General features: G+C 39.8%; 21 protein-coding genes. 11 read left to right on the forward strand and 10 right to left on the reverse strand.

The annotated features are described in order from the left end of the window. Positions 1-51 precede the first annotated feature (51 nt). The gene (locus tag A3217_RS08620) at positions 52-603 is read left to right on the forward strand and encodes a YceI family protein (RefSeq protein ID WP_066389594.1); all 552 of its coding nucleotides are present in this window, start codon (positions 52-54) and stop codon (positions 601-603) included. Positions 604-690: 87 nt separating this feature from the next. On the opposite strand, the gene clpX is transcribed toward A3217_RS08620, so the two are convergent. From clpX to hisF, 7 genes are all read right to left on the reverse strand, one after another. Continuing rightward, on the reverse strand, positions 691-1977 hold the full coding sequence (clpX, locus tag A3217_RS08625) for an ATP-dependent protease ATP-binding subunit ClpX (RefSeq protein WP_066389595.1): 1287 nt from the start codon (positions 1975-1977) through the stop codon (positions 691-693). Between the two features lie 5 nt (positions 1978-1982). Further along, positions 1983-2768, reverse strand: a complete 786-nt coding sequence (gene lpxA / locus A3217_RS08630; protein ID WP_066389596.1) for an acyl-ACP--UDP-N-acetylglucosamine O-acyltransferase — start codon at positions 2766-2768, stop codon at positions 1983-1985. A 57-nt stretch (positions 2769-2825) separates the two neighbouring features. Further along, positions 2826-3281, reverse strand: coding sequence for a 3-hydroxyacyl-ACP dehydratase FabZ (fabZ, locus tag A3217_RS08635; protein WP_066389597.1), 456 nt, complete (start codon positions 3279-3281; stop codon positions 2826-2828). Positions 3282-3402: 121 nt separating this feature from the next. Continuing rightward, a complete protein-coding gene (locus A3217_RS08640; protein ID WP_082807931.1) occupies positions 3403-4632 on the reverse strand; it encodes an epoxyqueuosine reductase QueH in 1230 nt (409 codons plus the stop codon). A gap of 170 nt (positions 4633-4802) precedes the next feature. After that, the gene (rlmN, locus tag A3217_RS08645) at positions 4803-5936 is read right to left on the reverse strand and encodes a dual-specificity RNA methyltransferase RlmN (RefSeq protein ID WP_066389832.1); all 1134 of its coding nucleotides are present in this window, start codon (positions 5934-5936) and stop codon (positions 4803-4805) included. A gap of 5 nt (positions 5937-5941) precedes the next feature. After that, on the reverse strand, positions 5942-6556 hold the full coding sequence (locus tag A3217_RS08650) for a 5'-methylthioadenosine/S-adenosylhomocysteine nucleosidase family protein (RefSeq protein ID WP_066389598.1): 615 nt from the start codon (positions 6554-6556) through the stop codon (positions 5942-5944). Positions 6557-6567: 11 nt separating this feature from the next. Next, positions 6568-7341 (reverse strand): imidazole glycerol phosphate synthase subunit HisF, encoded by a 774-nt coding sequence (gene hisF, locus A3217_RS08655; protein ID WP_066389602.1) that lies wholly within the window; start codon positions 7339-7341, stop codon positions 6568-6570. An 84-nt stretch (positions 7342-7425) separates the two neighbouring features. On the opposite strand from hisF, the gene rsmA reads away from it, so the two are divergent. The 5 genes from rsmA to A3217_RS08680 all read left to right on the forward strand — a co-directional run bounded on the left by rsmA (position 7426) and on the right by A3217_RS08680 (position 14748). Continuing rightward, positions 7426-8232, forward strand: a complete 807-nt coding sequence (gene rsmA / locus A3217_RS08660; protein WP_066389833.1) for a 16S rRNA (adenine(1518)-N(6)/adenine(1519)-N(6))-dimethyltransferase RsmA — start codon at positions 7426-7428, stop codon at positions 8230-8232. A gap of 3 nt (positions 8233-8235) precedes the next feature. Beyond that, the gene (locus A3217_RS08665; RefSeq protein ID WP_066389604.1) at positions 8236-10389 is read left to right on the forward strand and encodes a ribonuclease J; all 2154 of its coding nucleotides are present in this window, start codon (positions 8236-8238) and stop codon (positions 10387-10389) included. A gap of 170 nt (positions 10390-10559) precedes the next feature. Continuing rightward, on the forward strand, positions 10560-11594 hold the full coding sequence (locus A3217_RS08670) for a rod shape-determining protein (protein WP_066389606.1): 1035 nt from the start codon (positions 10560-10562) through the stop codon (positions 11592-11594). Between the two features lie 23 nt (positions 11595-11617). Further along, complete coding sequence (locus A3217_RS08675) at positions 11618-12457, forward strand: rod shape-determining protein MreC (RefSeq protein ID WP_066389608.1); 840 nt, start codon at positions 11618-11620, stop codon at positions 12455-12457. Further along, positions 12457-14748, forward strand: coding sequence for a hypothetical protein (locus A3217_RS08680; RefSeq protein ID WP_066389610.1), 2292 nt, complete (start codon positions 12457-12459; stop codon positions 14746-14748). Before A3217_RS08675 ends, A3217_RS08680 begins: the two co-directional genes overlap by 1 nt. A gap of 83 nt (positions 14749-14831) precedes the next feature. Here the strand turns inward: A3217_RS08680 and A3217_RS08685 are convergent, their stop codons facing one another. Both A3217_RS08685 and A3217_RS08690 read right to left on the reverse strand, forming a co-directional pair. Next, positions 14832-16091: a DNA recombination protein RmuC gene (locus A3217_RS08685; RefSeq protein ID WP_156471911.1), complete on the reverse strand. Its 1260-nt coding sequence runs from the start codon at positions 16089-16091 to the stop codon at positions 14832-14834. Positions 16092-16107: 16 nt separating this feature from the next. After that, a complete protein-coding gene (locus A3217_RS08690; RefSeq protein ID WP_066389613.1) occupies positions 16108-17286 on the reverse strand; it encodes an asparaginase in 1179 nt (392 codons plus the stop codon). Between the two features lie 191 nt (positions 17287-17477). Here A3217_RS08690 and A3217_RS08695 point away from each other — a divergent pair, with 191 nt between their 5' ends. The 5 genes from A3217_RS08695 to A3217_RS08715 are packed head-to-tail and all read left to right on the forward strand — an operon-like array spanning position 17478 to position 21047. Further along, positions 17478-18278: a metal ABC transporter solute-binding protein, Zn/Mn family gene (locus A3217_RS08695; protein ID WP_066389614.1), complete on the forward strand. Its 801-nt coding sequence runs from the start codon at positions 17478-17480 to the stop codon at positions 18276-18278. Continuing rightward, positions 18278-19102 (forward strand): ATP-binding cassette domain-containing protein, encoded by an 825-nt coding sequence (locus A3217_RS08700; protein WP_082807932.1) that lies wholly within the window; start codon positions 18278-18280, stop codon positions 19100-19102. The genes A3217_RS08695 and A3217_RS08700 overlap by 1 nt, the downstream gene beginning before the upstream one ends. Continuing rightward, the gene (locus A3217_RS08705) at positions 19095-19907 is read left to right on the forward strand and encodes a metal ABC transporter permease (protein ID WP_066389615.1); all 813 of its coding nucleotides are present in this window, start codon (positions 19095-19097) and stop codon (positions 19905-19907) included. The genes A3217_RS08700 and A3217_RS08705 overlap by 8 nt, the downstream gene beginning before the upstream one ends. Positions 19908-19952: 45 nt before the next feature. Next, on the forward strand, positions 19953-20249 hold the full coding sequence (locus A3217_RS08710) for a YciI family protein (protein ID WP_066389620.1): 297 nt from the start codon (positions 19953-19955) through the stop codon (positions 20247-20249). Positions 20250-20264: 15 nt separating this feature from the next. Then, a complete protein-coding gene (locus A3217_RS08715; RefSeq protein WP_066389621.1) occupies positions 20265-21047 on the forward strand; it encodes a hypothetical protein in 783 nt (260 codons plus the stop codon). A gap of 29 nt (positions 21048-21076) precedes the next feature. On the opposite strand, the gene ruvC is transcribed toward A3217_RS08715, so the two are convergent. Continuing rightward, a complete protein-coding gene (gene ruvC / locus A3217_RS08720) occupies positions 21077-21541 on the reverse strand; it encodes a crossover junction endodeoxyribonuclease RuvC (RefSeq protein ID WP_066389623.1) in 465 nt (154 codons plus the stop codon). Positions 21542-21635 lie beyond the last annotated feature (94 nt).

The raw sequence follows: 21635 nt of genomic DNA on the forward strand, positions 1-21635 counted from the left end.
TTATAATGAAAGAACATACCACGTGTATGAAATCAAACAAAAGGACATATAATGAGGCTTTTATTTCTTGTGCTATTAAGCACAATGTTTCTCACCGCAACGAGTATTGACACAAACAAAATAAGTGTAACTTGGACTGCTTACAAAACACCGCAAAAAGTCGCTGTGAGCGGAAGTTTTGGCGACATCAAGTTCAAGTTTGGCAAACAGAAAAAAACTCTCGCGCAAACACTACAAAACGCAAGCGCTGTGATCAATCCTATGACAGCTGACCTTAAAGATGAGGTCAAAAACAACAATATACGCGAGCATTTCTTTGCAAAATTTGAAAACAAAGAAATCAAGGTAACGCTCAAAAATGTCGTCGAAGGCGAAAACTGCGGGAGTATGCTAGCCACCATCAAAATGAATGGCAAAAGCGTAAAAATCCCTATGGAATACACCATTGCAAATGGAATCTTAAAGGCTGAGGGCTTGCTTGATTTAAATCTTTTTAAGCTAGATTCTGCGAGAGAGAATTTACAGAAAAAAGTCGCAATCGAACACGAGGGGATAACTTGGTCGCAGGTGAAAATTGCTTTTCAAGCGCCTGTAAAACCATAATCTTACAGCTTAGATTCTCATTTATTTGAGAATCTAAGGCATTACAAAAGTTAGATTCTAGATTTTCTGCCTTAGCAACTTCACATTTTACGAGCTTTGTTTTTTAACCTTTTTTACGATCGTTGGCTTTTGCGCACCTTCAATACATTGCTTATTTATCGTTATTTCACAGCCATTGAGTTCTGGCAAATCATACATTAAATCATTGATATGCTCTTCAATAATTGAGCGCAAGCCACGCGCACCGATTTTTCGCGCAATCGCAAGCTGGGCGATTTTTGCCACTGCACCTTTATCAAACTCTAGCTTCACATTATCCATCGCAAAAAGCTTTTGATACTGCTTGATAAGCGCATTTTTAGGCTGTGTGAGGATTGCAATCATTGCTTTTTCATCGATTGGATTAAGCGTAGTAATCACCGGCAAACGCCCGATAAGCTCTGGAATTAACCCATAACTCACCAAATCATCTGGCTCAACTAAATGCAACAAATAGCTTTCATCACTTTTGCCGTGTTTCTGCCCATGGAATCCTAGCACATTCCCACCCACGCGTCTTTTTATAATCTCGCTTAAGCCATCAAATGCCCCACCGCAAATAAACAAAATATGGCTTGTATCAAGCTGTATAAACTCCTGATTTGGGTGCTTTCTGCCACCTTTTGGCGGAATATTCACCACACTTCCTTCGATAATTTTCAAAAGTGCTTGTTGCACACCTTCCCCGCTTACATCGCGTGTTATAGAGCGATTTTCAGAAAGGCGCGAAATTTTATCAATCTCATCGATAAATACAATCCCTCTTTGCGCTCGCTCAATATCGCCATCTGCAGCTTGATAAAGGCGCGTTAAGATATTTTCCACATCTTCGCCCACATAGCCTGCCTCTGTCAAACTTGTCGCATCTGAAATGGCAATTGGCACATCTAAAAAGCGCGCTAAAGTCTGTGCCATAAGCGTTTTTCCACTCCCTGTGGGTCCTATAAGCAAGATATTTGATTTTGAGATTTCCACATCTTTGAGAGATTCCAACGCGGACTTTATAGAATCTGTAGAATCTAAAGCACCCGCGCTCATCTCCATACTTATACGCTTGTAGTGATTATACACCGCTACGCAAAAAACCTTTTTTGCGTCATCTTGTCCGATGACATATTCATCAAGCTTTGCGTGCAATTCTTTTGGTGTTGGGATACGAATAGGTGGATTTTGCACCTCCTGTGCAACATAGGGCTTATCGTGCTTGCTTAGTATGCTTTCCCCACTCCTTATACAATTTCTACAAATAAACACATCTTGTCCGGTTTTATTCCCCGTCAAAATAAGATTGTTTGGCGTCTCTGGGCTTCCGCAGAAGCTACAATATTTAGTCATTGTTTCTATCCTTGTTTTTTTATAGCAATTCCCCTTGTATTTGAGAGAATAAACTCACATATATAACGTTGCGCTTGAGAGATATCCGGAGATTCTAGCTCTTTTTGCGCGAGTTCTTTAAGTGGCGCACTATGAGAAAAAATCTTTTTATACAAAGCCGAGATATTATCAATTTCTTCTCTGCTAAACATCTTGCGCAAGCGGTGTTTGTTTAACCCAATAATTGCTGCGTGATTGCCGTGTGCCATACAATAAGGGGGCAAATCCTGCACAAGCGCGCTAAAGGCAGCCACCATACAACCATCTCCTATTTTTACAAACTGATGCGCCGCAGAGATACCACCAAAATTTACATAATCACCTACATGCACATGCCCGCCAAGTGTTGCCACATTTGCAAAAATGCAATGATTTCCCACAACGCAATCGTGCGCCACATGCGCATACGCCATAAAAAGATTGTTGCTTCCTATTGTTGTTTTGCCTCCGCCGCCTTGCGTGCCTTTATTAAGCGTGACGCATTCTCTTATAATATTATCATCGCCGATGACAAGCTCCGTATCCTCTCCCGCATATTTTAAATCCTGCGGTGGCACACCCACACACGCACCATTAAAAATCTTATTGCGCGCGCCAAGTGTCGTATTTCCCGTAATCGTTACATTGTTGCCTATTTCACAATCATCACCAACGCTAACCCCTGCATCAATCACGCAAAAATGCCCGATTTTGACATTTTTACCTATCCTTGCACCACTTGCGATGATGGAATGAGGAGAAATTCCTTCCATAAACCCTCTCCTTAAAATTTACTTTGATTATATCTCTTTAATCACCACAAATCGTATCTATGCTTTTGTGGCATCAGCAATCATCGCCTTAAGCTCAGCTTCTGAAACAAGTTTGTCATCGACAAAAGCCTGCGCACCCAAACTCCAAACACTACCCTTGTGCTTTAAAACATTCAGCTTATACACAAGCTTATCACCCGGCACAACAGGCACACGGAATTTGACATTATCAATTGTCATAAAATACACAATCTTGTTTTCCGCCTCTTTTGTGTCATCGCCAAACATACTCACAAATGCCAGCAAACCACCAGCCTGAGCCATTCCCTCAATCTGCATAACACCGGGATAAATTGGCTGCTTTGGAAAATGCCCCAAAAAAACTTCTTCATTGATTGTGACATTTTTATACGCTTCGATACTTACTTGCGGTGTGATTGAAACCACCCTATCCACAAGCAACATAGGATAGCGATGTGGCAAAATCTCGCGAATCTTGTTAATATCCATCATAGTTTGCTCCTAAAATGTAATTATATTTTTATTTTGCTAAAGGGGCGCATTGTAGCAGAAAAATGTTTTGTTTCATATTAAAGCCTTGCGCCTTTTTAAGGGCTTGTTTGTATGCTGTATCTTAAGAAAATACAGATTCTTGCTGTGAAAAATCTTGTGAATGTGGCTGTGGATTTGCATTGCCAACAATAACCCTAAAAACGCCCTCCTCTTGAAAAATCGTGTGTATATGCAAGCGCAGATTAGATTCTATACGCTCATCAAGCACGATGATTGGATTAATGCTCGAGAATCCACAAAGGCTCACGCGCAAGATATTTTCCATTTCATATGCAATCGGATTTACCAAAAGCTCTTTAACATTTTTATACGCGCTCCCACAAAGTGTATTAAAATCTTGCAAAGATATAAACACGCTATCATCTTTGCTCGCTATGCCCAAATGGATAAGATGAGTTTCTAAATTTGTTACTTTTTTGGGCGCATTTAAGGTGGTGTGTCTCAGAATCTGACTTAGCGCAAGTGGTGAAGACACATTACTTTCAATCCATACAATCTTGGAAGTTTTGACATTATTTTTACTTTTAGAATCCGCCAAAACATAAATATCAAGAGGTGTGCCATTGCTAAAAGCCACACTTCGCAGATTACGCCACGCGATAATAGGACGCTTCGCAAGGACATAAGGTGTAGATTCTCGCTCGCATATATCACGCTTTTCGAAAGTCCGCATTCTGTCCTCGTTGCTTGCTGGCAAAAACTGCTGGCTAATATTTTCTAATAACTCTAAAGAAATTTTTTGACTTTTTGCTCGTTGCTTAAGAAGCGCAAACTCACAGCCACAATATCCCTGCCGATATAAATTATCCTCGCGCGCAAGCTGGGCTTGCTCTTGTGTGCCACCATTGCTACGCACATCGATTTTGATAAACTCTAAACCATATTCTTGCGCAATTTTATCTCCTTGTGTGTAGAGAATCTGCTGTTCTTTCATAGGGCTCGAAAGTAAAGTCGTAGTAAAGATTCTGATATTTTTTTGCTTCGCAAAAATCGCAGTTTTTATCAAACGAATATCAAAACATTTCATACAACGCTCGCCCTTTTCTGGCTCATCTTCTAATCCTTGCACACTTTGAAGCCAATCCTCTAGCTCATATTCCCCTTCAAAAAGCTCGATATTTAACATTTCACAGCTACGCTTGACATCATTAAAACGCAGTGAGTATTCTGATCGCGGATGAATATTTGGATTATAAAAATACCCGACAAGTTGGGAATCTGGATATTTCGCGCGCAATTTTTGCAAAAAATAATGACTATCCACCGAGCAACAAATATGTACCAAAATCATTTTTTATCCTTGTCTGATGTGTAGGCATAATACAAAAACCAAACACTGCCACCGACAAATACAATTGCCAAAAATACAACCATCACCCAATCAAGCAAGTCCATATCTTAAATTCCTTTCGTTTTTTAAAGTTCCATGTGAAACATTTTACTATTTACAAACTTTTATAATTATCCTTTTGACTCTGTGCTCAAATTTTTCTCCTTTTCTCGCAATTGCCCGCATGCCGCGCTAATATCCAAGCCCTTAGATTCTCTAATCGTGCAAAGCAATCCCCTCTGTGTAAGAAAATCTGCAAATTCTCGCGCTTTCTCCATACTCGGACGCCCAAACTTGCTCCCTTCGTGTGGATTAAACAAAATCACATTCACCTTAGATCTAATCCCATCAAGCAAAGAAAGCAATTTTTTTGCTTCCTTAAGGCTATCGTTAATATCCTTAATCATAAGATACTCAAACATCACGCGCTTACGCAAATCTATGGGGAATTTCCGTACCTCGTCCAAAACCTGCTGGATATTGTATTTGCGATTCATTGGGATAAGGGCTGAGCGTAATTTATCATCAACTGCGTGCAAAGAAATAGCTAATTGCACACCGAGATTAAGTTCTCCTAGTTCGCGGATTTTTGGTACGATACCACTTGTAGAGATTGTTTGTCTGCGCGCAGAGATACTCAAGCCATCAAGCTCGCTTAAGATTCTAATTGCCTTTGTGACATTTTCTAAATTATCCAGTGGCTCGCCCATACCCATATAGACAATATTCACACGCTTTTGCGGAGGGATTTCATTATGCGCTTTTATTTGCACGATTTGCTCGACAATCTCACCAGATTCTAAATCCCTTTGAAATCCTCCCTTTGCTGTAAAACAAAATGCACAACCCACCTTGCACCCAATCTGCGAAGAAACACAAATACTCCATTTTTCAGAATTGAGAATCTTGCCATTTTCATCTTGCAATTTTTCTTTCATTTTGAGCAAAACGGATTCAAAGGTATAACTATCTTTTGTTTTAAAAAGATATTTTTTGCTCCCGTCTTTGCTTTCCTCGACTTTGAGAATCTCCAAATTTCTAGCACAAAATTCCCCCGCTAGATTCTGACGCAAATCCTTTGGTAAATCCGACATTTCCAAAAAATCCTGCTTATAATACACATACAGCCATTTATAAATCTGTTTTGCACGAAACTTTGGCTGTAAAATCTGCGCTAACTCATCAAACGTGTAGCTAAAAATATTTTGAGATTCTTTTTTTTCAGGTTTGAGTGTAGTTTTTGTGGCTTTTGTGATTTTTGTCATTTCTGTCATAAACCCCGCCTTATGTCCAAAAGTTTTGTATAAAAATTTTCAAGCTTTGTTTTTAGCGCATTGTGGTTTGTCGCAAATTCTTTATGAGCATTTGACGCACAATAATTACTCACACACAAAATCCCACAAGATGGAATCTTAAAATATTCCGCCACTTGAATCACAGAAAAAAATTCCATATTTTCTAGCAAAATTCCTCGTGTGAAAAATTCCTGCGCCACAATAGAATCTATGGTGATATAATTTGAGCTATTAATAATTGTTCCACATGAAACAAATTCTTTTTTGCATTCTGTTTCTAAAATCTTGCCAAAACCACCATCGCCTTTTTGAGATTCTCTAAACTCTAGCTTCGATTCCACGCGATTTTGCAATGGCGTGTAAGATTTGTCAAACAAACTTGAAGATTCTATCTGCGTGGCTGTGCGTGAAAAATGCAAATCAAATATTTGAGAATATTTCCCATACGCTCCCGCACTTCCGATAAAAATAATTTCGCTAGGTTTTTGCTCCAAGCAGATGCGCGTGAGATTATAAGCACTCTCCACTAAGCCAACACCAATTACACTTGCAAAGCTAAAAATTTCACCTCTCCCCGCACAAACAAACATATTTTCTCGCTTTAGATTCTCACACTTATATTATGTTGAGCAAGGAATTTTTTAAGCTCTAAAATTTGTATTTCCTCATAGTGAAACACGCTCGCTGCCAATGCCGCATCAGCACCGCATAAAAATGCGTCCAAAAAATCCTGCATTTTCCCCGCGCCCCCACTTGCGATAATAGGTATAGGCACAAGCCTACTTACCATTTTGATACCTTCCAAATCATAGCCATTTTTCACTCCATCGCAATCCATACTTGTGAGTAAGATTTCTCCTGCACCTCTTTGCACCACTTCCTTGCACCATTCTAGTAAATCCCTCTGCATATCAATGCGCCCACCATTACTATACACATTCCATTTTGGCGTATGAGAATCTAGCAAATCCGCTCTTTTATAATCAATAGCCACGACTATACACTGCGAGCCAAATCTCTTTGCCCCCTCTTCTATAAGTGCAGGATTCTTAAGTGCAGAGCTATTAATGCTTACTTTATCGCAGCCCGCATTGAGCAGACTATACATATCTTCAAGGCTATTTATCCCCCCACCAACGCTAAAGGGGATAAAAATTTCACGCGCCACTTTTTTTACCATTTCAAGCATAATACTACGTTTTTCGTGACTTGCGGTAATATCTAAAAACACCAACTCATCAGCACCTTCATCATTGTAGCGGCGCGCCACTTCTATTGGGTCTCCAGCGTCTTTTAACCCGAGGAAATTTACACCTTTTACCACGCGCCCGTCTTTGACATCAAGGCAGGGAATGATTCTCTTTGCAAAATTCATCAAAATACCCTTTAAGATTCCGTAAAATTAAGGAAAAATGTCTAACTTTTGGTTATAATTATAGCATTTTTGGTTGGGAATTTTATGAGAAATATCACAGACGCGCACAAAGCAAAAAAGCACTTCGGACAGAATTTTCTCAAGGATACCTCCTATATCCACAAAATCATTCAAGCCATTCCCAACGCCCCCTACAAAATGGTGGAAATTGGCATTGGCTTGGGTGATTTGACACAAGAGCTGGCAAAAAGAGATTTTCTCATAGCCTATGAAGTCGATAGTGACTTATGTTCTTTATTTTCTAAAAACTTCCCACATCTGAGTGAAAAGCTAACTCTCATCAATGCAGATGTTTTAAGTCTGCAAGAGAAGCAGAAGTGCGATTGCTGGCTTTGTAATGAGCCTTATATGCTTATTTCAAACCTGCCTTATTATATCGCTACGCATATTATTTTGCGTCTCTTGCGAGATTGCCAATGCAAGTATATTTTGGTAATGACTCAAAAGGAAGTGGCGCAAAAGTTTTGCGCACAGGCAGGGACGCGTGAATTTTGCGCTTTGAGTGTATTGAGTGAGTTTTTTGGGAATCCTATGCTTTTATTTGATGTGCCAAATACCGCCTTTGAGCCTATGCCAAAGGTTACTTCAAGTGTATTTTGCATTGATAAAAGCACAAAAGAAACCCCGAAAAATTTTGATGTTTTTGCTTTTGAAACTTTTCTTAAACTCGCCTTTAGCGCACCACGAAAAAAACTCAGTAAGAATCTGGGCAAGAATTTTAACCCAAAAGAAGTAGATTCTCTTTTTGAACAACTCGCCATTTCCCCTAATGCTCGACCAAATGAAGTCAGCACGCAGCAGTATTTAAAAATCTATCAACAAAGGAGTTAAAAAATGCAAGACAACATAAATGAAAATGCGCTAAATACACATTCGCAGGATGCGCAATCACAAGATATTCCACAAGAGCAAAAAGAAAGCCATTTTAAAAATTTTGCAAAAAAATTTGGAGGCAAAAAAGATTCTCAAAATAGAGATTCCCAAAATCAAGGCATAGAATCACAAAACAGGGATTCTAAAAAGCAAAATAGAGGAGAGCAAAATAGAGGAGATAATGAAGGGCGCTTTTCCCGACAAAGAAACTACAACACCACGCAAGGAACACAGCAGACAAATAAAAATAACATAAGATTTGAAAAACGCCACTGGAGCGGTAAAAATCCTCAACCACAGCAACACCAAAACATCGATGAAGTCAAAGATGGAATCCGCGAAGTGCGCAATCCAAACGAAAAAGACAATCTAGGCTTACACAAAGACCTAAGACGCGGTGTAGAAGCAAACACGAGAATCCAAAAAGAAAGCCTTAACGCACATACAAAACTTAACCTCAACACAAAAGCAAGCGTGAAAATCACGCCTCTTGGCGGACTTGGCGAGATTGGAGGAAATATCACGGTGATTGAAACGCAAAATAGCGCAATTGTCATTGATGTGGGTATGAGCTTCCCTGATGAAACAATGCACGGAGTGGATATTTTGGTGCCTGATTTTAACTATTTGCACGCGATTAAGGATAAAATCGCTGGTGTCATCATCACGCACGCACACGAGGATCATATCGGTGCGGTACCTTACCTTTACAAACAGCTACAATTCCCACTCTACGGCACACCTCTACCACTTGGAATGATAGGAAGCAAGTTTGATGAACACGGGCTAAAAAAATACCGCTCATTTTTTAAGATTGTCCAAAAGCGCAAACCTATCAAGGTAGGTGAGTTTGAAATTGAATGGATTAATATCACGCACTCTGTAATTGATGCCTCCGCGCTTGCTATCCGCACAGAAGCTGGTGTAATCGTGCATACTGGGGATTTCAAAATCGATCACACGCCAATTGATAATCTCCCAACAGATTTACACCGCCTCGCGCATTATGGCGAAGAAGGAGTGATGCTTTTGCTAAGCGATTCTACAAATTCCCACAGAACAGGGACAACGCCAAGTGAAGCAAGCGTGGGACCGACATTTGAGCGACTTTTTAAAGAAGCAGAGGGGCGTGTGATTATGAGCACTTTTAGCTCAAATATCCACCGCGTGTATCAAGCCATCGATTATGGACGCAAATATAATCGTAAAGTCGCAGTCATTGGGCGCTCAATGGAAAAAAACCTTGAAATCGCCCTTGAGTTGGGCTATATCCAACTTCCGCAAAACATCTTTATCGAAGCACACGAAGTGGAAAAATACCCCGATAACGAGGTGCTAATCGTCACCACCGGCTCTCAAGGCGAAACGATGAGTGCGCTTTACCGAATGGCAACCGACGAACACAGACATATCAAAATCAAGCCAAGTGATATGGTGATAATCTCTGCAAAGGCAATCCCGGGTAATGAAGGCTCTGTCTCAACGGTGCTAAATTACCTTATGAAAGCAGGCGCGCGCGTGGCATATCAAGACTTTAGCGAAATCCATGTGAGCGGGCACGCCGCACAAGAAGAGCAAAAGCTCATGCTACGCCTTATTAAACCAAAGTTTTTCCTTCCTGTGCATGGGGAATACAACCACATTTCGCGCCATAAGCAAACGGCGATCGCGTGCGGGGTGCTAGAAAAAAACATTTTCCTTATGGAAGATGGCGATCAAATCGAAGTCAATCCAAACTATATGCGTAAAGTGCGCAGTATCAAAAATGGCAAGATTTTTATTGATAATCAAATCAACCGCCAAATTGATGTGGATATTATCCAAGACAGACAGACTTTGGCAAATGAGGGCGTTGTATTTGTAAGTGCACAGATTAGCAAAGAGCGCAAGATTCTCTCTTGCAGAATCTCAAGCTATGGATTAGTAGCAAACAAAGAAGATAAAGGCTTTGAAAAAGAGATGGGTGAGCTTTTAGAATTTATCATCAAAAACCACAAAAAAGAAAATCTCAATGCAAAAAATCTCGAGCAAGAAATCGCTCTAAGCTTTAGAAAACATATCTTTAAAAAAGTGAAAAAATACCCAACTATCGAAGCTGTAGTATATGTGCTCTAACATACAAAGTGGATTCTAATACAGAATCCACAAAAAATTGTATTTGGCACAAATCTAAGACTTGCACCATAAATCAAACAAAATCCCCATAAAATAAAATATTTTCAAACAAACTCCTTAATGTAGTGTATAATTACGCAAGATTTACTTTTGCATTGCGAGGAGTTTGTATGCTAATGGACAAAATTATTGGCGTGTTTTCAAAAGACATTGCCATTGACTTAGGCACGGCAAATACGATTGTGCTGGTTAAAGGCGAAGGGATTGTCATCAATGAACCATCTGTGGTAGCCATAGAAGACGGCAGGCGTGGCTCTGGGAGAATCCTAGCCGTAGGCAAAGAAGCAAAAGAAATGGAAGGCAAAACACCTGATAAAATCCGTGCTATCCGCCCAATGAAAGATGGCGTCATAGCGGATTTTGATATGACAGAAAAGATGATTCGCTACTTCATCGAGGAGGCGCATAAGCGCAAATCGCTCATTCGTCCGCGCATTATGGTGTGTGTGCCTTATGGACTTACAGGCGTGGAAAAAAAGGCAGTCAAAGAATCTGCTCTAAGTGCAGGAGCTAGGGAAGTGTATCTTATAGAAGAGCCGATGGCTGCGGCAATTGGCGCAGGACTACAAACTGAAGAGGCAAAAGGGAATCTTGTCATTGATATTGGTGGCGGGACGACTGAGATTGGCGTGGTATCTTATGGTGGGCTTGTGATTAGCAAAAGTATCAAGGTAGCAGGCGATAAGTTTGATGTCGCGATAATGGAATATGTGCGTAAAAAATACAACCTTCTCATCGGCGAGCGCACCGCAGAAGAGATTAAATTCCAAATTGGCTCGGCATCTCCGCTAGAAAATCCGCCTACAATTCAAGTGCGTGGGCGTGATAATGTGAGCGGATTGCTAAACACAGTCGAACTTAGTAGCGAAGATTCAAGAGAGGCGATAAAAGACCAACTTAAAGAAATTTCAAACGCGTTAAAAAGCGTGTTAGAGGCACTTCCACCAGATTTGTCAGGGGATATTATCGAAAATGGCATTGTGCTAACAGGTGGTGGCGCGCTCATACGCGGACTTGATAAATACCTCTCTGACATTGTACGCTTGCCGGTGTATGTGGCTGAAGAGCCTTTGCTTTGCGTGGCAAAAGGCACAGGCAAAGCTATGGAAGATCCAAAACTCTTAGAAGAGCTGGCAATCGATTAAGATTCTATCCATAAAGCCTTGAAATGCGCTATAAAACTCTGATTTTTATCATCCTTTTTTTTGTCGCCCTGCTCGCTACGATGGAGTTTAATAAAAATGTCGAAGCACAGATCCTCTCTTTTGGCGATAAGATTAGAATCTTTTTTATCTCTAATTATCAAGGCTTTATTGACGCTTACAAAAGGCATTTTGAGCAGGCAAAAGAGATTGAGATTCTCAAAGAAAAAGTCAAAGATTACGAAAAAATCTCACTAGAAAATCTCGCACTTAAAAACGATAATGCCTCCTTACGCGCGCTTGCTAACATCACAGATTTAAGCAACAAGCCTTTTATCTATCTTTCTCTTATGACTTCGTATGTGAGAATGGGTGAATACAAGCGCATTTGGCTTACTCTTGATTCTGAAGCGAAGCAAAAACTACAAGCAACGCAGGCAGACCCCGCATCAAATTTCAGCCCAAAACTTCTAGGGCTTGTGAAAAATGGCAAAGTGCTTGGTATCGCGCGTTATGAAAATGGGCGTTTGCAGGGCTTTTTAAATGGCTCTGAAGAATGCAGTTACGGCGTGTTTATTGGCGATTCCAAAGCACTTGGCATACTTGATAGCTCACAAAAAACCCAAAACAAGCACCTTGTCAATGTCAATTACATTCCAAAATGGGTAAATATCAAAGTTGGCGATGTCGTCTATACCAATGGACTTGATGGAATCTTTATCGCAAATATCGCTGTGGGCGAGGTTGTAGCAATTTATGAAGATTATAATTACCTACGCGCAGAAATCAAACCATACGCTCAAAATGAAGAAAGCGGCTATATGTGGGCAATTGATATTAGTCAAATAAATCAAGATTCTCATTAATGCACGAGATTAAAGCGCAGTTGGCAGAGATTTTTTCTCTCTTGCAAAACCCAAACAAGCATAAACTTGATAAGGCGATTTTAACCCTTGCAAATATCCCAAAAAACGCGATTAAACATTTTTGCGCACAGGAAGATAAGCGCGCTAAAGATTTGTGCGCACAATTTGCCTCCTGCATAGAAAAAGTATTGCTTAATGGCGAAATTTGCGAGGTTGAATATCTCAATCTTTTTACACTCTTGCGCGAGGCAAACCCAAATCCAAATCCAGCTTTTGAGGTTTTTTTACAGAATCTTAGCCCATTGCTTTTTAGTCCTCAAAGTAGCGAGGTGGAAAATATCCTTTTTCTGCAGATTCTAAGCCTTTGCAAGATGTTTGCTAGTAGCGCGCGTGAGGGTATGGAATTTTTTATCGCATATGTGAGCCTTATTGACATAAACACGTCACAGAGGGATCATCTATCAGATTTTATTTTGCAGAGATTCCCACAGCTTGGCGTGGATTTTGCGCTTTTTTTGCAAAGTATGCAAGGCGCGCTAAAAAATTGTCTCAAGCTTTCAAAAATGCGCCGCCGCAGTCTTTTTAATTGGCAGCTGCATTGTTTTTGGAATGTGGAGGGATATTTCAATAACCTTGATTGGCTTACACTTTATCCTACATGGCGCGAGGTGTTTTACACGCTTTTGGAGCGCACAAAACAAGCTCTTGATTCTAAAGACATCACAAACGCGCTAGAATGGCTTGATGAGGCGCTATATGTGCAATTTTTCATCTATCATATCTGTGGCAATAGCTTTCACACGCAGACGCAGTGGCGTGATTTCAATGAAGAGATTGACAAAGAGGGAGCAAAATTTTATACGCTTTTTGCTCCGCTTAAAAATCAGCTTTTGGAATATACCCCAGAGATTATCGCGCAAAACATACAAAATACCGCCAAAAATCAACCAAATTCTCACCTCCCAATCATCGCCATTCTCAAAGATAGAATCGTGGAAAATTCGCCCTATAAAGTCGAATATTCACTTTTTAAGAATCTCCTAAAAAATGAGGCATTCTCAAAGCGTTATCGTTTGAAAATTTATAATATGAGCCTGCTAGAAAAATCCCTAGATGAGCCAGAGCTTGTAAAAAACCTAGAATCTTTAGGCGTGGAAATTTGTAATATCGCGCAGATTGAAAATACAAAAGGCTTTTACAACTCGCATTTTCTAAAGGCTCTTTTGCTCCTCGCACAGATTGAAAATGATGGCGCAAAAGTGCTTCTAAGCCCAAATAATGGCTATGGGATAAGCGATTTTTTGCTAAGTATGCGCGCGTGTGAGAGGCAAATTTATTACTCGCACGGGAATTTCGTGTATGATATTGTGGGTGTAGATGCGCGTGCCACGCATATTTGTAACGCGCAAAGAATAGTAGTGTGTGAGGGATTTGGCTTTGCTGGGATTCCGGTAAAAATGGATTCTCAATTTTATAATCCACCTTTAAATGAAGCTTCCTTGCGTGCATTAGAAGCGCTCAAAGCACATTATCCAACAAAAAGGCTTGGCACTATTGGGCGTTTGGTAAAAATTACTTCAAAGCCCTATTTACGGGTGGTTTTGCGCCTTATGCGAGAATCTAAAGAGTGCATTTATCTTGCCTGTGGTGGTGGGAATGAAAAGGCTGTGCGCACAATGATAAATGAGGTGTTTTGGGAGATAGCAAAAGTGCAGAATGAAAACCTAACACAAGAGCTTAAAGCTTTGCAGGCGCGTTTTTTCTTTGAAGGCTTTGTGGATAGCGCGATATATGGGCATTTGATCGATGTGTGGCTTGATAGTTTCCCGCTAGAGCAGGGTGAAAGTCGCATTGAATATGTCGCAAAAGGTGGTATCGCGCTCACGCTAAGCGCAGAAAATAGAGACACGCGCGCCAAAAGGATAGAATCTTGGGTAGATTCTCACCGTGCACTTTTAGAGGAATTTTTGGGTTCTGCAGTTTTAACTTCCGCTCCTTTAGATTCCACGCATGCAAATTTTTCGGCACAAAGCACGCAAAGTATAGATTTTTTAACACTTCCACAAAAGCCAACAAACACACAAGAATTACAGCAATTTCTCTATAATAATCCTTTGGTGGCTTTTAGCGAGGAGGAATATTTGACAAAAGCGCGCGCGATTTTGAACGCACCTTCACAAATGCTAGAATCCTTGCGTGCTTATAGTTTGCAAGAGCGCGCAATTTGGGACTTTGTACGTGAAAAACTCGGCACACAAGCATTTTTAGAGCTTATTGCTAAAGATTTTTAAAAAGCAAGTGCTTATCAAGCTAAAAAATATTTCAGAATCCTATCAATTGCGCTTGTAGGCTTGATGCGCGATTTTATAGAATCCTAGGAAGTCTCTATGCTTTTTTGCGTTTTAGCACCGAGCTCTTTTAGCTTGCTTGCCCGTGAGCTTAGCCCGCCTTTGCCCGTGAGCTTTGTCTCCATACGTTCGATACTTTTATCCAATGTTTCAGCATTGCGTTTAATGGCTTCAAAATCCTCTATCACGCCCGCAAACTTATCATAAAACAGCCCAATTTCTTCAAAGGCTTTTAATACCTTTTGATTACTATCGATATGCTGCCACGAAATCGCAATCGTCTTAAGCGCCATAAATAGCGTATTTGGCGTAGTGAGATAGACTTTCTTATTATACGCATACGCATACAGCGCGCTATTTGACTCCAGCGCTAAGTCCAAAATATTTTGATAAGGAATAAAAAGTAGCGTAAAATCATAAGTGTGGCTTTCAAAACGCACATAAGGTTTTTTGGCAAGCTCATCAATGCGCGCTTTAAGATTGCCCGCTAACTGCGCACAAACGCTTTCATCAACCTGCTCGAAGTTAAAGTCATTTGGCAGGGAAAATTTAGAATCTATGATAATGCTTTTATGTTTGTCCAAATACACCACCGCATCAGGGTAATAATGCTCGCCCTCAAGCTTGAAATGTTCTTGAAGCTTGTATTGCTCGCCTTCAATCAATCCACTAGATTCTAGCACGCTTTTTAGTTGCAATTCCGCGAAATTCCCGCGTGCCTTTTTATCGCCCTTTAGCACTTGGGCAAGCTTTTGAGCGTTTTCATTCATAAGCTTGCTTGAGTTAAACATATTTGTGATATTTGCTTCAATGCGTGCCTCATTTTCACCTAGTTTTTGAGAATAGCGCTCGATATTGTGCTTTAAGGGCGTAAAAACTTCCTCCAAAATCTTTTTAGAATCCCTATTGAGTGTTATTTCACTTTGCTTTAAAAGTGCTTCTTGCTGGGCTAAAAACTGCTTTTCTAGTTGGCTTTTTAATGTGTTAAGATTTTCAGAATATATTTGCCCTAAATTTTGCGCGTAAGTAATTTGCGCTTGCAGATTTGCATTTAATGTGGCATTTTCTTGCAAAGTAGTTTGAAGTTTTTGCTCACTTAAGGCAAGTTCATCTTTATACGAGCGCAAAAGGGATTCTAACTCGCTATTTTTTTGCGTGCAAAACTCCGAATCCTTTTTATGCCGCAAAATCTCAAAGGTTCTGTTATTAAGCTTGAAAAGTGCAAAAACAAGCCCTAAAATCGTGCCAAAAAGCAAAACACCAAGTACAATACAAATCCAAATCATTAAAACCTCCTAACATTTAAAACGCGCAAAATACCTCTTGGAAATGTAACTCATCTAAAGCGTGAGAATCCCGCGCGTGCAGTAAAAGCATAAGCAAGATTCTTGCTTTTTGGGGGTTAAGATTCCACGCGCTTAAAAAATTGTGCTGTGTGATAGCACCAAAAGGCACCCTTGAGCTTATCACAATCGCCAACCCACGCGCGTGCAAAAATTCTAAAACCTCTTTTTGTCTTAATTCTTTCTTCGCGCAAAGTGGAGTAGAATCTGGCAAAATCTCCGCTAAAGTTTCCTTTTCTTGCGCGCTTAAGATTCTGTTATTCAAACTTCCATTGCCCATTCCAGCAATGATGATTCCCCTCACTCCTTGTGTAAATAAAAAAGCTGCTAATAACGCGCAGTAGTCATTTTGATGAGAATAGAGAATCTGCACTTTTGGCAAGGATTCTCCCAAATGTGCGAGGGTAAAATTCTCTCTTAATACTTGATTTAAGGGCTTTTTTGTATGTGAAAAAAACACACGAGAATCTACAATGTGTCCAATTGCCCCACTTTGTTCAAATGCGTTTGTGTCTAAAGTGTGAAATTTCATAAGATTTAACGGCGCAAAGATAGAATCTCCCAAAGTGATAAAAACGCCCTGCATTGGCGGTGATAGTGGAATCTGTGCGAGCTTAGATTCTGTTGCGCGCGTGCTTTTTTGCAAATCCACCAAATGCGCGCAAAGCAAAAACGCATTATATAAATTGCGCGCACCATCGCTTCCTAGCGCATTGCTAGCGCGCATACTACCTGTAAGCACGATTGGTTTTTTAGCGTTTAAAACAAGCTCTAAAAATAACGCGCTTTCCTCCAAAGAATCCGTGCCATTCGTGATGACAATGCCATCCACCGCATCGCCTTGTGCCTCATTTTTTAGCACATTTTCCACAAAGTGCGCGAGTGAAAGCAATATCTCATCATCTACATTCGCGCTATCAAAACTGCCAAACTCAAAGAGCTTTGGCAAAATTTGCCCATTATTTTGGGGATTTTCAAAAGATAGATTCTCAAAAAAGGGCAAGTTCTCAAAAAGAGTTTGTAACAAAGTCTCACCATTTAACACAGCTGGACTATAACGCGTGCTTGTTGTTTCTTTGGCAACGCCTGCGATTGTGCCACCTGTGGTGATAAGCGCAATTTTTGAAAAGTCTAGCATTATGGTTTTATTCCTTTGAAATTCTCACCTTTTTAGTGTGTGCGGATTTATCTTTGGGTTAAAATCTTAAAATTCTCATTTTGCTTTTAGTCTTGGAAGTGTAACATAAATTTTTTGGGATTTTTTGCTATACTTTTGCCCATTTTTGCGACTTTTTTGCTATTTTGCACCATTATTTTATAGGAGAATATATGCGAGGAATTTTCTTTCTTTTACATCTTCTCACGTTTTGCTTTGCGCTAGATTCTACTAAGCCAATTATTAGCGTAAGTATCCCACCACAAAGCTATTTTGTCAAAAAAATCGCAGGGGAGGGCGTAGAAATCAATGTTCTTATCCCGCCAAATACCGATGAACATAACTTTGATTTTAAGCCTCAAGCGATGATAAATTTAGAAAAAAGCACGGTGTATTTTGTCGGGGATTTGGAGTTTGAAAGTCAGCTAGTTAAAAAGTTAGAATCTACAAAGGTAAAAAAAGTGCGTTTAAATGCGCAAGATACGCTTAAAGGCGACCCGCACACTTGGCTTGATCCGTTTTTGGTTAAAGAACAAGCAAAAGTTATCGCGCACGCTCTAAGCGAACTCTACCCGCAAAATAGCACATTTTATGAAAAAAATCTCGCGACATTTTTAAACGAAATTGATATGCTAGATTCTCAAATAAAAAAGCTTTTAAGCGGATTAAAAAACAAGAAATTTATTGTCTATCACCCTAGCTGGGGGCATTTTGCTAGTCGGTATAATTTGGAGCAAGTTGCCATAGAAATCGATGGCAAAGAGCCAAAACCCCGTGAGATAGCCGCAATCACCAAAACTGCAAAAAAAGAAAATATACCTATTGTTTTCGTGCAGGTAGGATTCCCACAAACTATCGTGCAAAATCTTGTAAAAGAATGGGGGGTGGAGGTTGTTTCAATTGATTATTTGAGTGAAAATTGGGCTTCTGACTTGCTCTACACCGCGCAGATTCTGCATAATGCACTTCAATAATGCAGCTCTTTAATATACAGAATCTTAACTTTGCCTACGGGCGCGAATGCGTCTTGCAAAATGTGAATTTAGAGTATGAAAGCAAGGATTTTTTAGCTATTATCGGACCAAATGGCGGGGGAAAATCCACGCTTTTAAAGCTCCTTTTAGGGCTTATCCCCTCAAAGTTGCAAAGTGGAAAAATAGCGCTAAATTGTAAGATTACAGAAATTGGTTATGTGCCTCAAAGCACACAAGCAAACGCAAATTTCCCGCTGCGCGTGCTTGAAGTCGTGCTAATGGGACGCGTGGGAAAAAAATGCTTTGGATTCTATGATAAAGAGGACAAAAAAGCAGCACTTGAAGCATTGAAAAGCGTTAGGTTAGAGAATCTAAGCGAGTGCAAAATCAGTGATTTAAGCATAGGGCAAAGACAGAGGGTTTTCATCGCGCGCGCGCTTTGCAGGAAATGTAAGCTTTTACTCTTAGATGAGCCCACAGCAAGCCTTGATTTGCAAAATGCGTTACAGATTTTTGAACTGTTAAAATCCCTGCAAAAAAGAGGCATTGGCGTTGTTGTCGTATGCCACGATACAAATTTGGTGCTAAGCTTTGCAGAAAAAATTGCCTATATTAATAAAGAGCTTTTCTTACACAAAAACACGCAAGAAACACAAAAACTCGAATTTCTCAAACATCTAAGCACCACACATAAGCATTTTTGCGATATAGAGATGAGTTTAAATAGCTGTGAATGCGTGAGCACACCAAATATAACACAAGATTCCCTATCACCCAAAGTTTCAAAAACACCCAAAAATAAAGGACGCAAGCGCAATGCTTGAAATTTTAGAATTTAGCTTTTTTCAAAATGCTCTGTTTTGCGCGATTTTGACGAGCATTGCGTGCGGGATTGTGGGTGCGCTTGCAATGATAAATAGGCTTGTTTCCTTAGCTGGAGGTATCACACACGGGGCGTTTGGCGGTATTGGTGTGACGTTTTATTTTGGCTTACCACTGCTTTTGAGTGTGAGTATTTGGACGCTTCTGCTCGCGCTTTTTTTAGGTTTTGTTATGCAGCGCTACCCAAATAGGAGCGAAAATATCATCGCTGTCATTTGGGCGTTTGGTATGGCGTTTGGGCTTATTTTGCTTGATTTGACGCCGGGATATAAAAGCGACATTATGGGCTATTTGTTTGGGAGCATTTTAGCCATTGCACCTAGTGATTTGGTGCTTTTGGGCGTGTGTGATGGCGTGTTTATCGTGCTTATTTTGTGCTTTTATCGGCAATTTGAGGCGTTAAGCTTTGATTTTGAATTTACAAAACTTCAAGGCGTGAATGCGCGCGCGTTTTATTATTTACTCATCATTATGATAGCCTTTTGCATCGTGCTTAGTATCCGCGTGGTTGGACTTATTTTGGTTATTGCACTTTTAAGTATTCCTTGCTTTATTGCTGAAAATTTTACAAAGCGACTAGGTTCAATGATTTTTTGTTCCATTCTCTTAAGTGCATTTTTTTGTATTTCAGGGCTTTTTGTGAGTTATTTTTACAATCTCACAAGTGGTGCAAGTATCATCATAATTGCTTCAATCGCCTTTGGAATCTGCGTAGCATTGAAAAGTTTTTATAAACTTAAGGCATAATGGATTCTTTAAAATTTTAGATTCTTAAAACAAGGAGCAAAACAAATGAAAAATCTTTTTTGCATCATCGTAACCTACACAAAGCCTATGGAAGAGATAGAGGCAGTTTTGCCACTGCATAGAGAATATTTGGCAAAAGGCTATGAGGCTGGATTTTTACTCGCTTCAGGTCCGCAGAATCCACGCGTTGGCGGACTTATCTTAGGATATTTTAAAAACAAGCAAAGTGCGGAAGCTTTTACCAAAAACGATCCTTATGCACATCATAATCTTGCAAAATATGAGATTATCGAGTTTAGTCCAGTGTTGCACGCGGAGATTTTAAAAGATTTTCTGGCTTAAAAGTTGGAATCCCAAATGAATAAAAAAAATCTTAGTTTTCTACTTCTTGTGCTTGTCGGAATTGGGCTTGGCATAGGTATTTCAGAGCTTTTAAGATTAAGAAAAACTTCTCTAAATTTACCACAGCAAAACACTTTAGAATCTGCAGATTCTAAAAATCCACAAGATTCTCAAAATACAACGCAAATGAGCATACAAGAAAATCAAGATGGTGCGGACGCACAAGATTCTAAAGATTTGCCCAAAGATTCTATTTATGTGGAGACTGGGGATATTAAGCTTGAAATGTTTAATGAACAACATAAAATTTTGCAGTTTAAAGATTATCCTGCAAATATCTATCAGGGCGCACTTTTTGGTGCAGATGAAAGCTGTGTGAATTGTGAAGGTGGTCCGCAAGAGGCACTCAAAAAAGGTGTTATCGAGTATGCTGGAAATTTTGCTGTGTATAAATTACAGGGAAATATCGGCGAAATCATTGTGGGCGTGGTAGATATGAGAAATGGCGAAAGCCTAGAATTACCTGTGAGCTATAAAGAGGTGAGCGCGCCTTTTAGCTTAGAAGTGCTTTCAAAGGCTAATAGCACGCTTTTGTGGGTGAAAGGTGTGGAGAGCAAAAATGCAGACTTTTATAGCATTAGCGCGTATGTGCTTGAAGATGGCATTTTGAAACTTTTACAAAGCTTCAAAATCCCGCTAAATGTGGATTTACAGAATCAAGATTTGCAAATTTTGCAAGATAAAGATTCTCTTAATAGCGAACAAGGTGGAAATTTGGAAAATACAGAGGTTTTTTAAATTTATTCTTAACCATAATTTTTTAACCCTTACAGACGCTGTGAATGCGTGATTGCCACAGCCATAGCATCTGTAACATCAAGTGGCTTGATTTCTCCTTGTATGTTCAAAAGACGCTTTACCATAAAGGCTACTTGACTTTTATCGGCTTTACCATTCCCGGTGAGTGCTTTTTTCACCTGTAAAGGCGTATATTCTGCAAAATTTCCAAAATCTTGCAAAATTTTTAAACTTAGCGCACCACGAAATTGCGCGAGTTTAATCACACTTTGAGGATTATAAGCATAAAACATATCTTCAATCGCTACCTCATCAATTTTATAGCTTTGTAACACGATTTCTAAACCTTCGATAAGCTCGACAATTTGCTCTTGCAAAATACGCGTTTTAATCTTAATAAACCCCGCTTCAAGTAACTTAAGCGTGCGATTTTTAAAACTCAAGACCGCATAGCCACAATTTCTTGTCCCCGGATCGATACCTAGAATATTCATCTTTAATCCAACTTAAAAGATTTTTTATCTATTATAACGCGTTTTTTTCACAGGTTATTCACACCTTTTGTTGAAAAATTTGACAAGGATTCTA

It is taken from the genome of Helicobacter himalayensis (assembly GCF_001602095.1).
Lineage (GTDB): Bacteria > Campylobacterota > Campylobacteria > Campylobacterales > Helicobacteraceae > Helicobacter_F > Helicobacter_F himalayensis.

What these genes read in the sequence shown, in the direction of transcription:
- ruvC (WP_066389623.1), bottom strand. Translation starts at nt 21,541, where the DNA reads ATGAATATTCTAGGTATCGATCCGGGGACAAGAAATTGTGGCTATGCG.
- A3217_RS08665 (WP_066389604.1), top strand. Translation starts at nt 8,236, where the DNA reads ATGCAAGACAACATAAATGAAAATGCGCTAAATACACATTCGCAGGAT.
- A3217_RS08650 (WP_066389598.1), bottom strand. Translation starts at nt 6,556, where the DNA reads ATGTTTGTTTGTGCGGGGAGAGGTGAAATTTTTAGCTTTGCAAGTGTA.
- A3217_RS08640 (WP_082807931.1), bottom strand. Translation starts at nt 4,632, where the DNA reads ATGATTTTGGTACATATTTGTTGCTCGGTGGATAGTCATTATTTTTTG.
- fabZ (WP_066389597.1), bottom strand. Translation starts at nt 3,281, where the DNA reads ATGATGGATATTAACAAGATTCGCGAGATTTTGCCACATCGCTATCCT.
- A3217_RS08675 (WP_066389608.1), top strand. Translation starts at nt 11,618, where the DNA reads ATGCGCTATAAAACTCTGATTTTTATCATCCTTTTTTTTGTCGCCCTG.
- A3217_RS08685 (WP_156471911.1), bottom strand. Translation starts at nt 16,091, where the DNA reads ATGATTTGGATTTGTATTGTACTTGGTGTTTTGCTTTTTGGCACGATT.
- A3217_RS08620 (WP_066389594.1), top strand. Translation starts at nt 52, where the DNA reads ATGAGGCTTTTATTTCTTGTGCTATTAAGCACAATGTTTCTCACCGCA.
- A3217_RS08695 (WP_066389614.1), top strand. Translation starts at nt 17,478, where the DNA reads ATGCGAGGAATTTTCTTTCTTTTACATCTTCTCACGTTTTGCTTTGCG.
- A3217_RS08700 (WP_082807932.1), top strand. Translation starts at nt 18,278, where the DNA reads ATGCAGCTCTTTAATATACAGAATCTTAACTTTGCCTACGGGCGCGAA.
- A3217_RS08715 (WP_066389621.1), top strand. Translation starts at nt 20,265, where the DNA reads ATGAATAAAAAAAATCTTAGTTTTCTACTTCTTGTGCTTGTCGGAATT.
- A3217_RS08705 (WP_066389615.1), top strand. Translation starts at nt 19,095, where the DNA reads ATGCTTGAAATTTTAGAATTTAGCTTTTTTCAAAATGCTCTGTTTTGC.
- hisF (WP_066389602.1), bottom strand. Translation starts at nt 7,341, where the DNA reads ATGAATTTTGCAAAGAGAATCATTCCCTGCCTTGATGTCAAAGACGGG.
- lpxA (WP_066389596.1), bottom strand. Translation starts at nt 2,768, where the DNA reads ATGGAAGGAATTTCTCCTCATTCCATCATCGCAAGTGGTGCAAGGATA.
- A3217_RS08710 (WP_066389620.1), top strand. Translation starts at nt 19,953, where the DNA reads ATGAAAAATCTTTTTTGCATCATCGTAACCTACACAAAGCCTATGGAA.
- A3217_RS08680 (WP_066389610.1), top strand. Translation starts at nt 12,457, where the DNA reads ATGCACGAGATTAAAGCGCAGTTGGCAGAGATTTTTTCTCTCTTGCAA.
- rlmN (WP_066389832.1), bottom strand. Translation starts at nt 5,936, where the DNA reads ATGACAAAAATCACAAAAGCCACAAAAACTACACTCAAACCTGAAAAA.
- A3217_RS08690 (WP_066389613.1), bottom strand. Translation starts at nt 17,286, where the DNA reads ATGCTAGACTTTTCAAAAATTGCGCTTATCACCACAGGTGGCACAATC.
- clpX (WP_066389595.1), bottom strand. Translation starts at nt 1,977, where the DNA reads ATGACTAAATATTGTAGCTTCTGCGGAAGCCCAGAGACGCCAAACAAT.
- A3217_RS08670 (WP_066389606.1), top strand. Translation starts at nt 10,560, where the DNA reads ATGCTAATGGACAAAATTATTGGCGTGTTTTCAAAAGACATTGCCATT.
- rsmA (WP_066389833.1), top strand. Translation starts at nt 7,426, where the DNA reads ATGAGAAATATCACAGACGCGCACAAAGCAAAAAAGCACTTCGGACAG.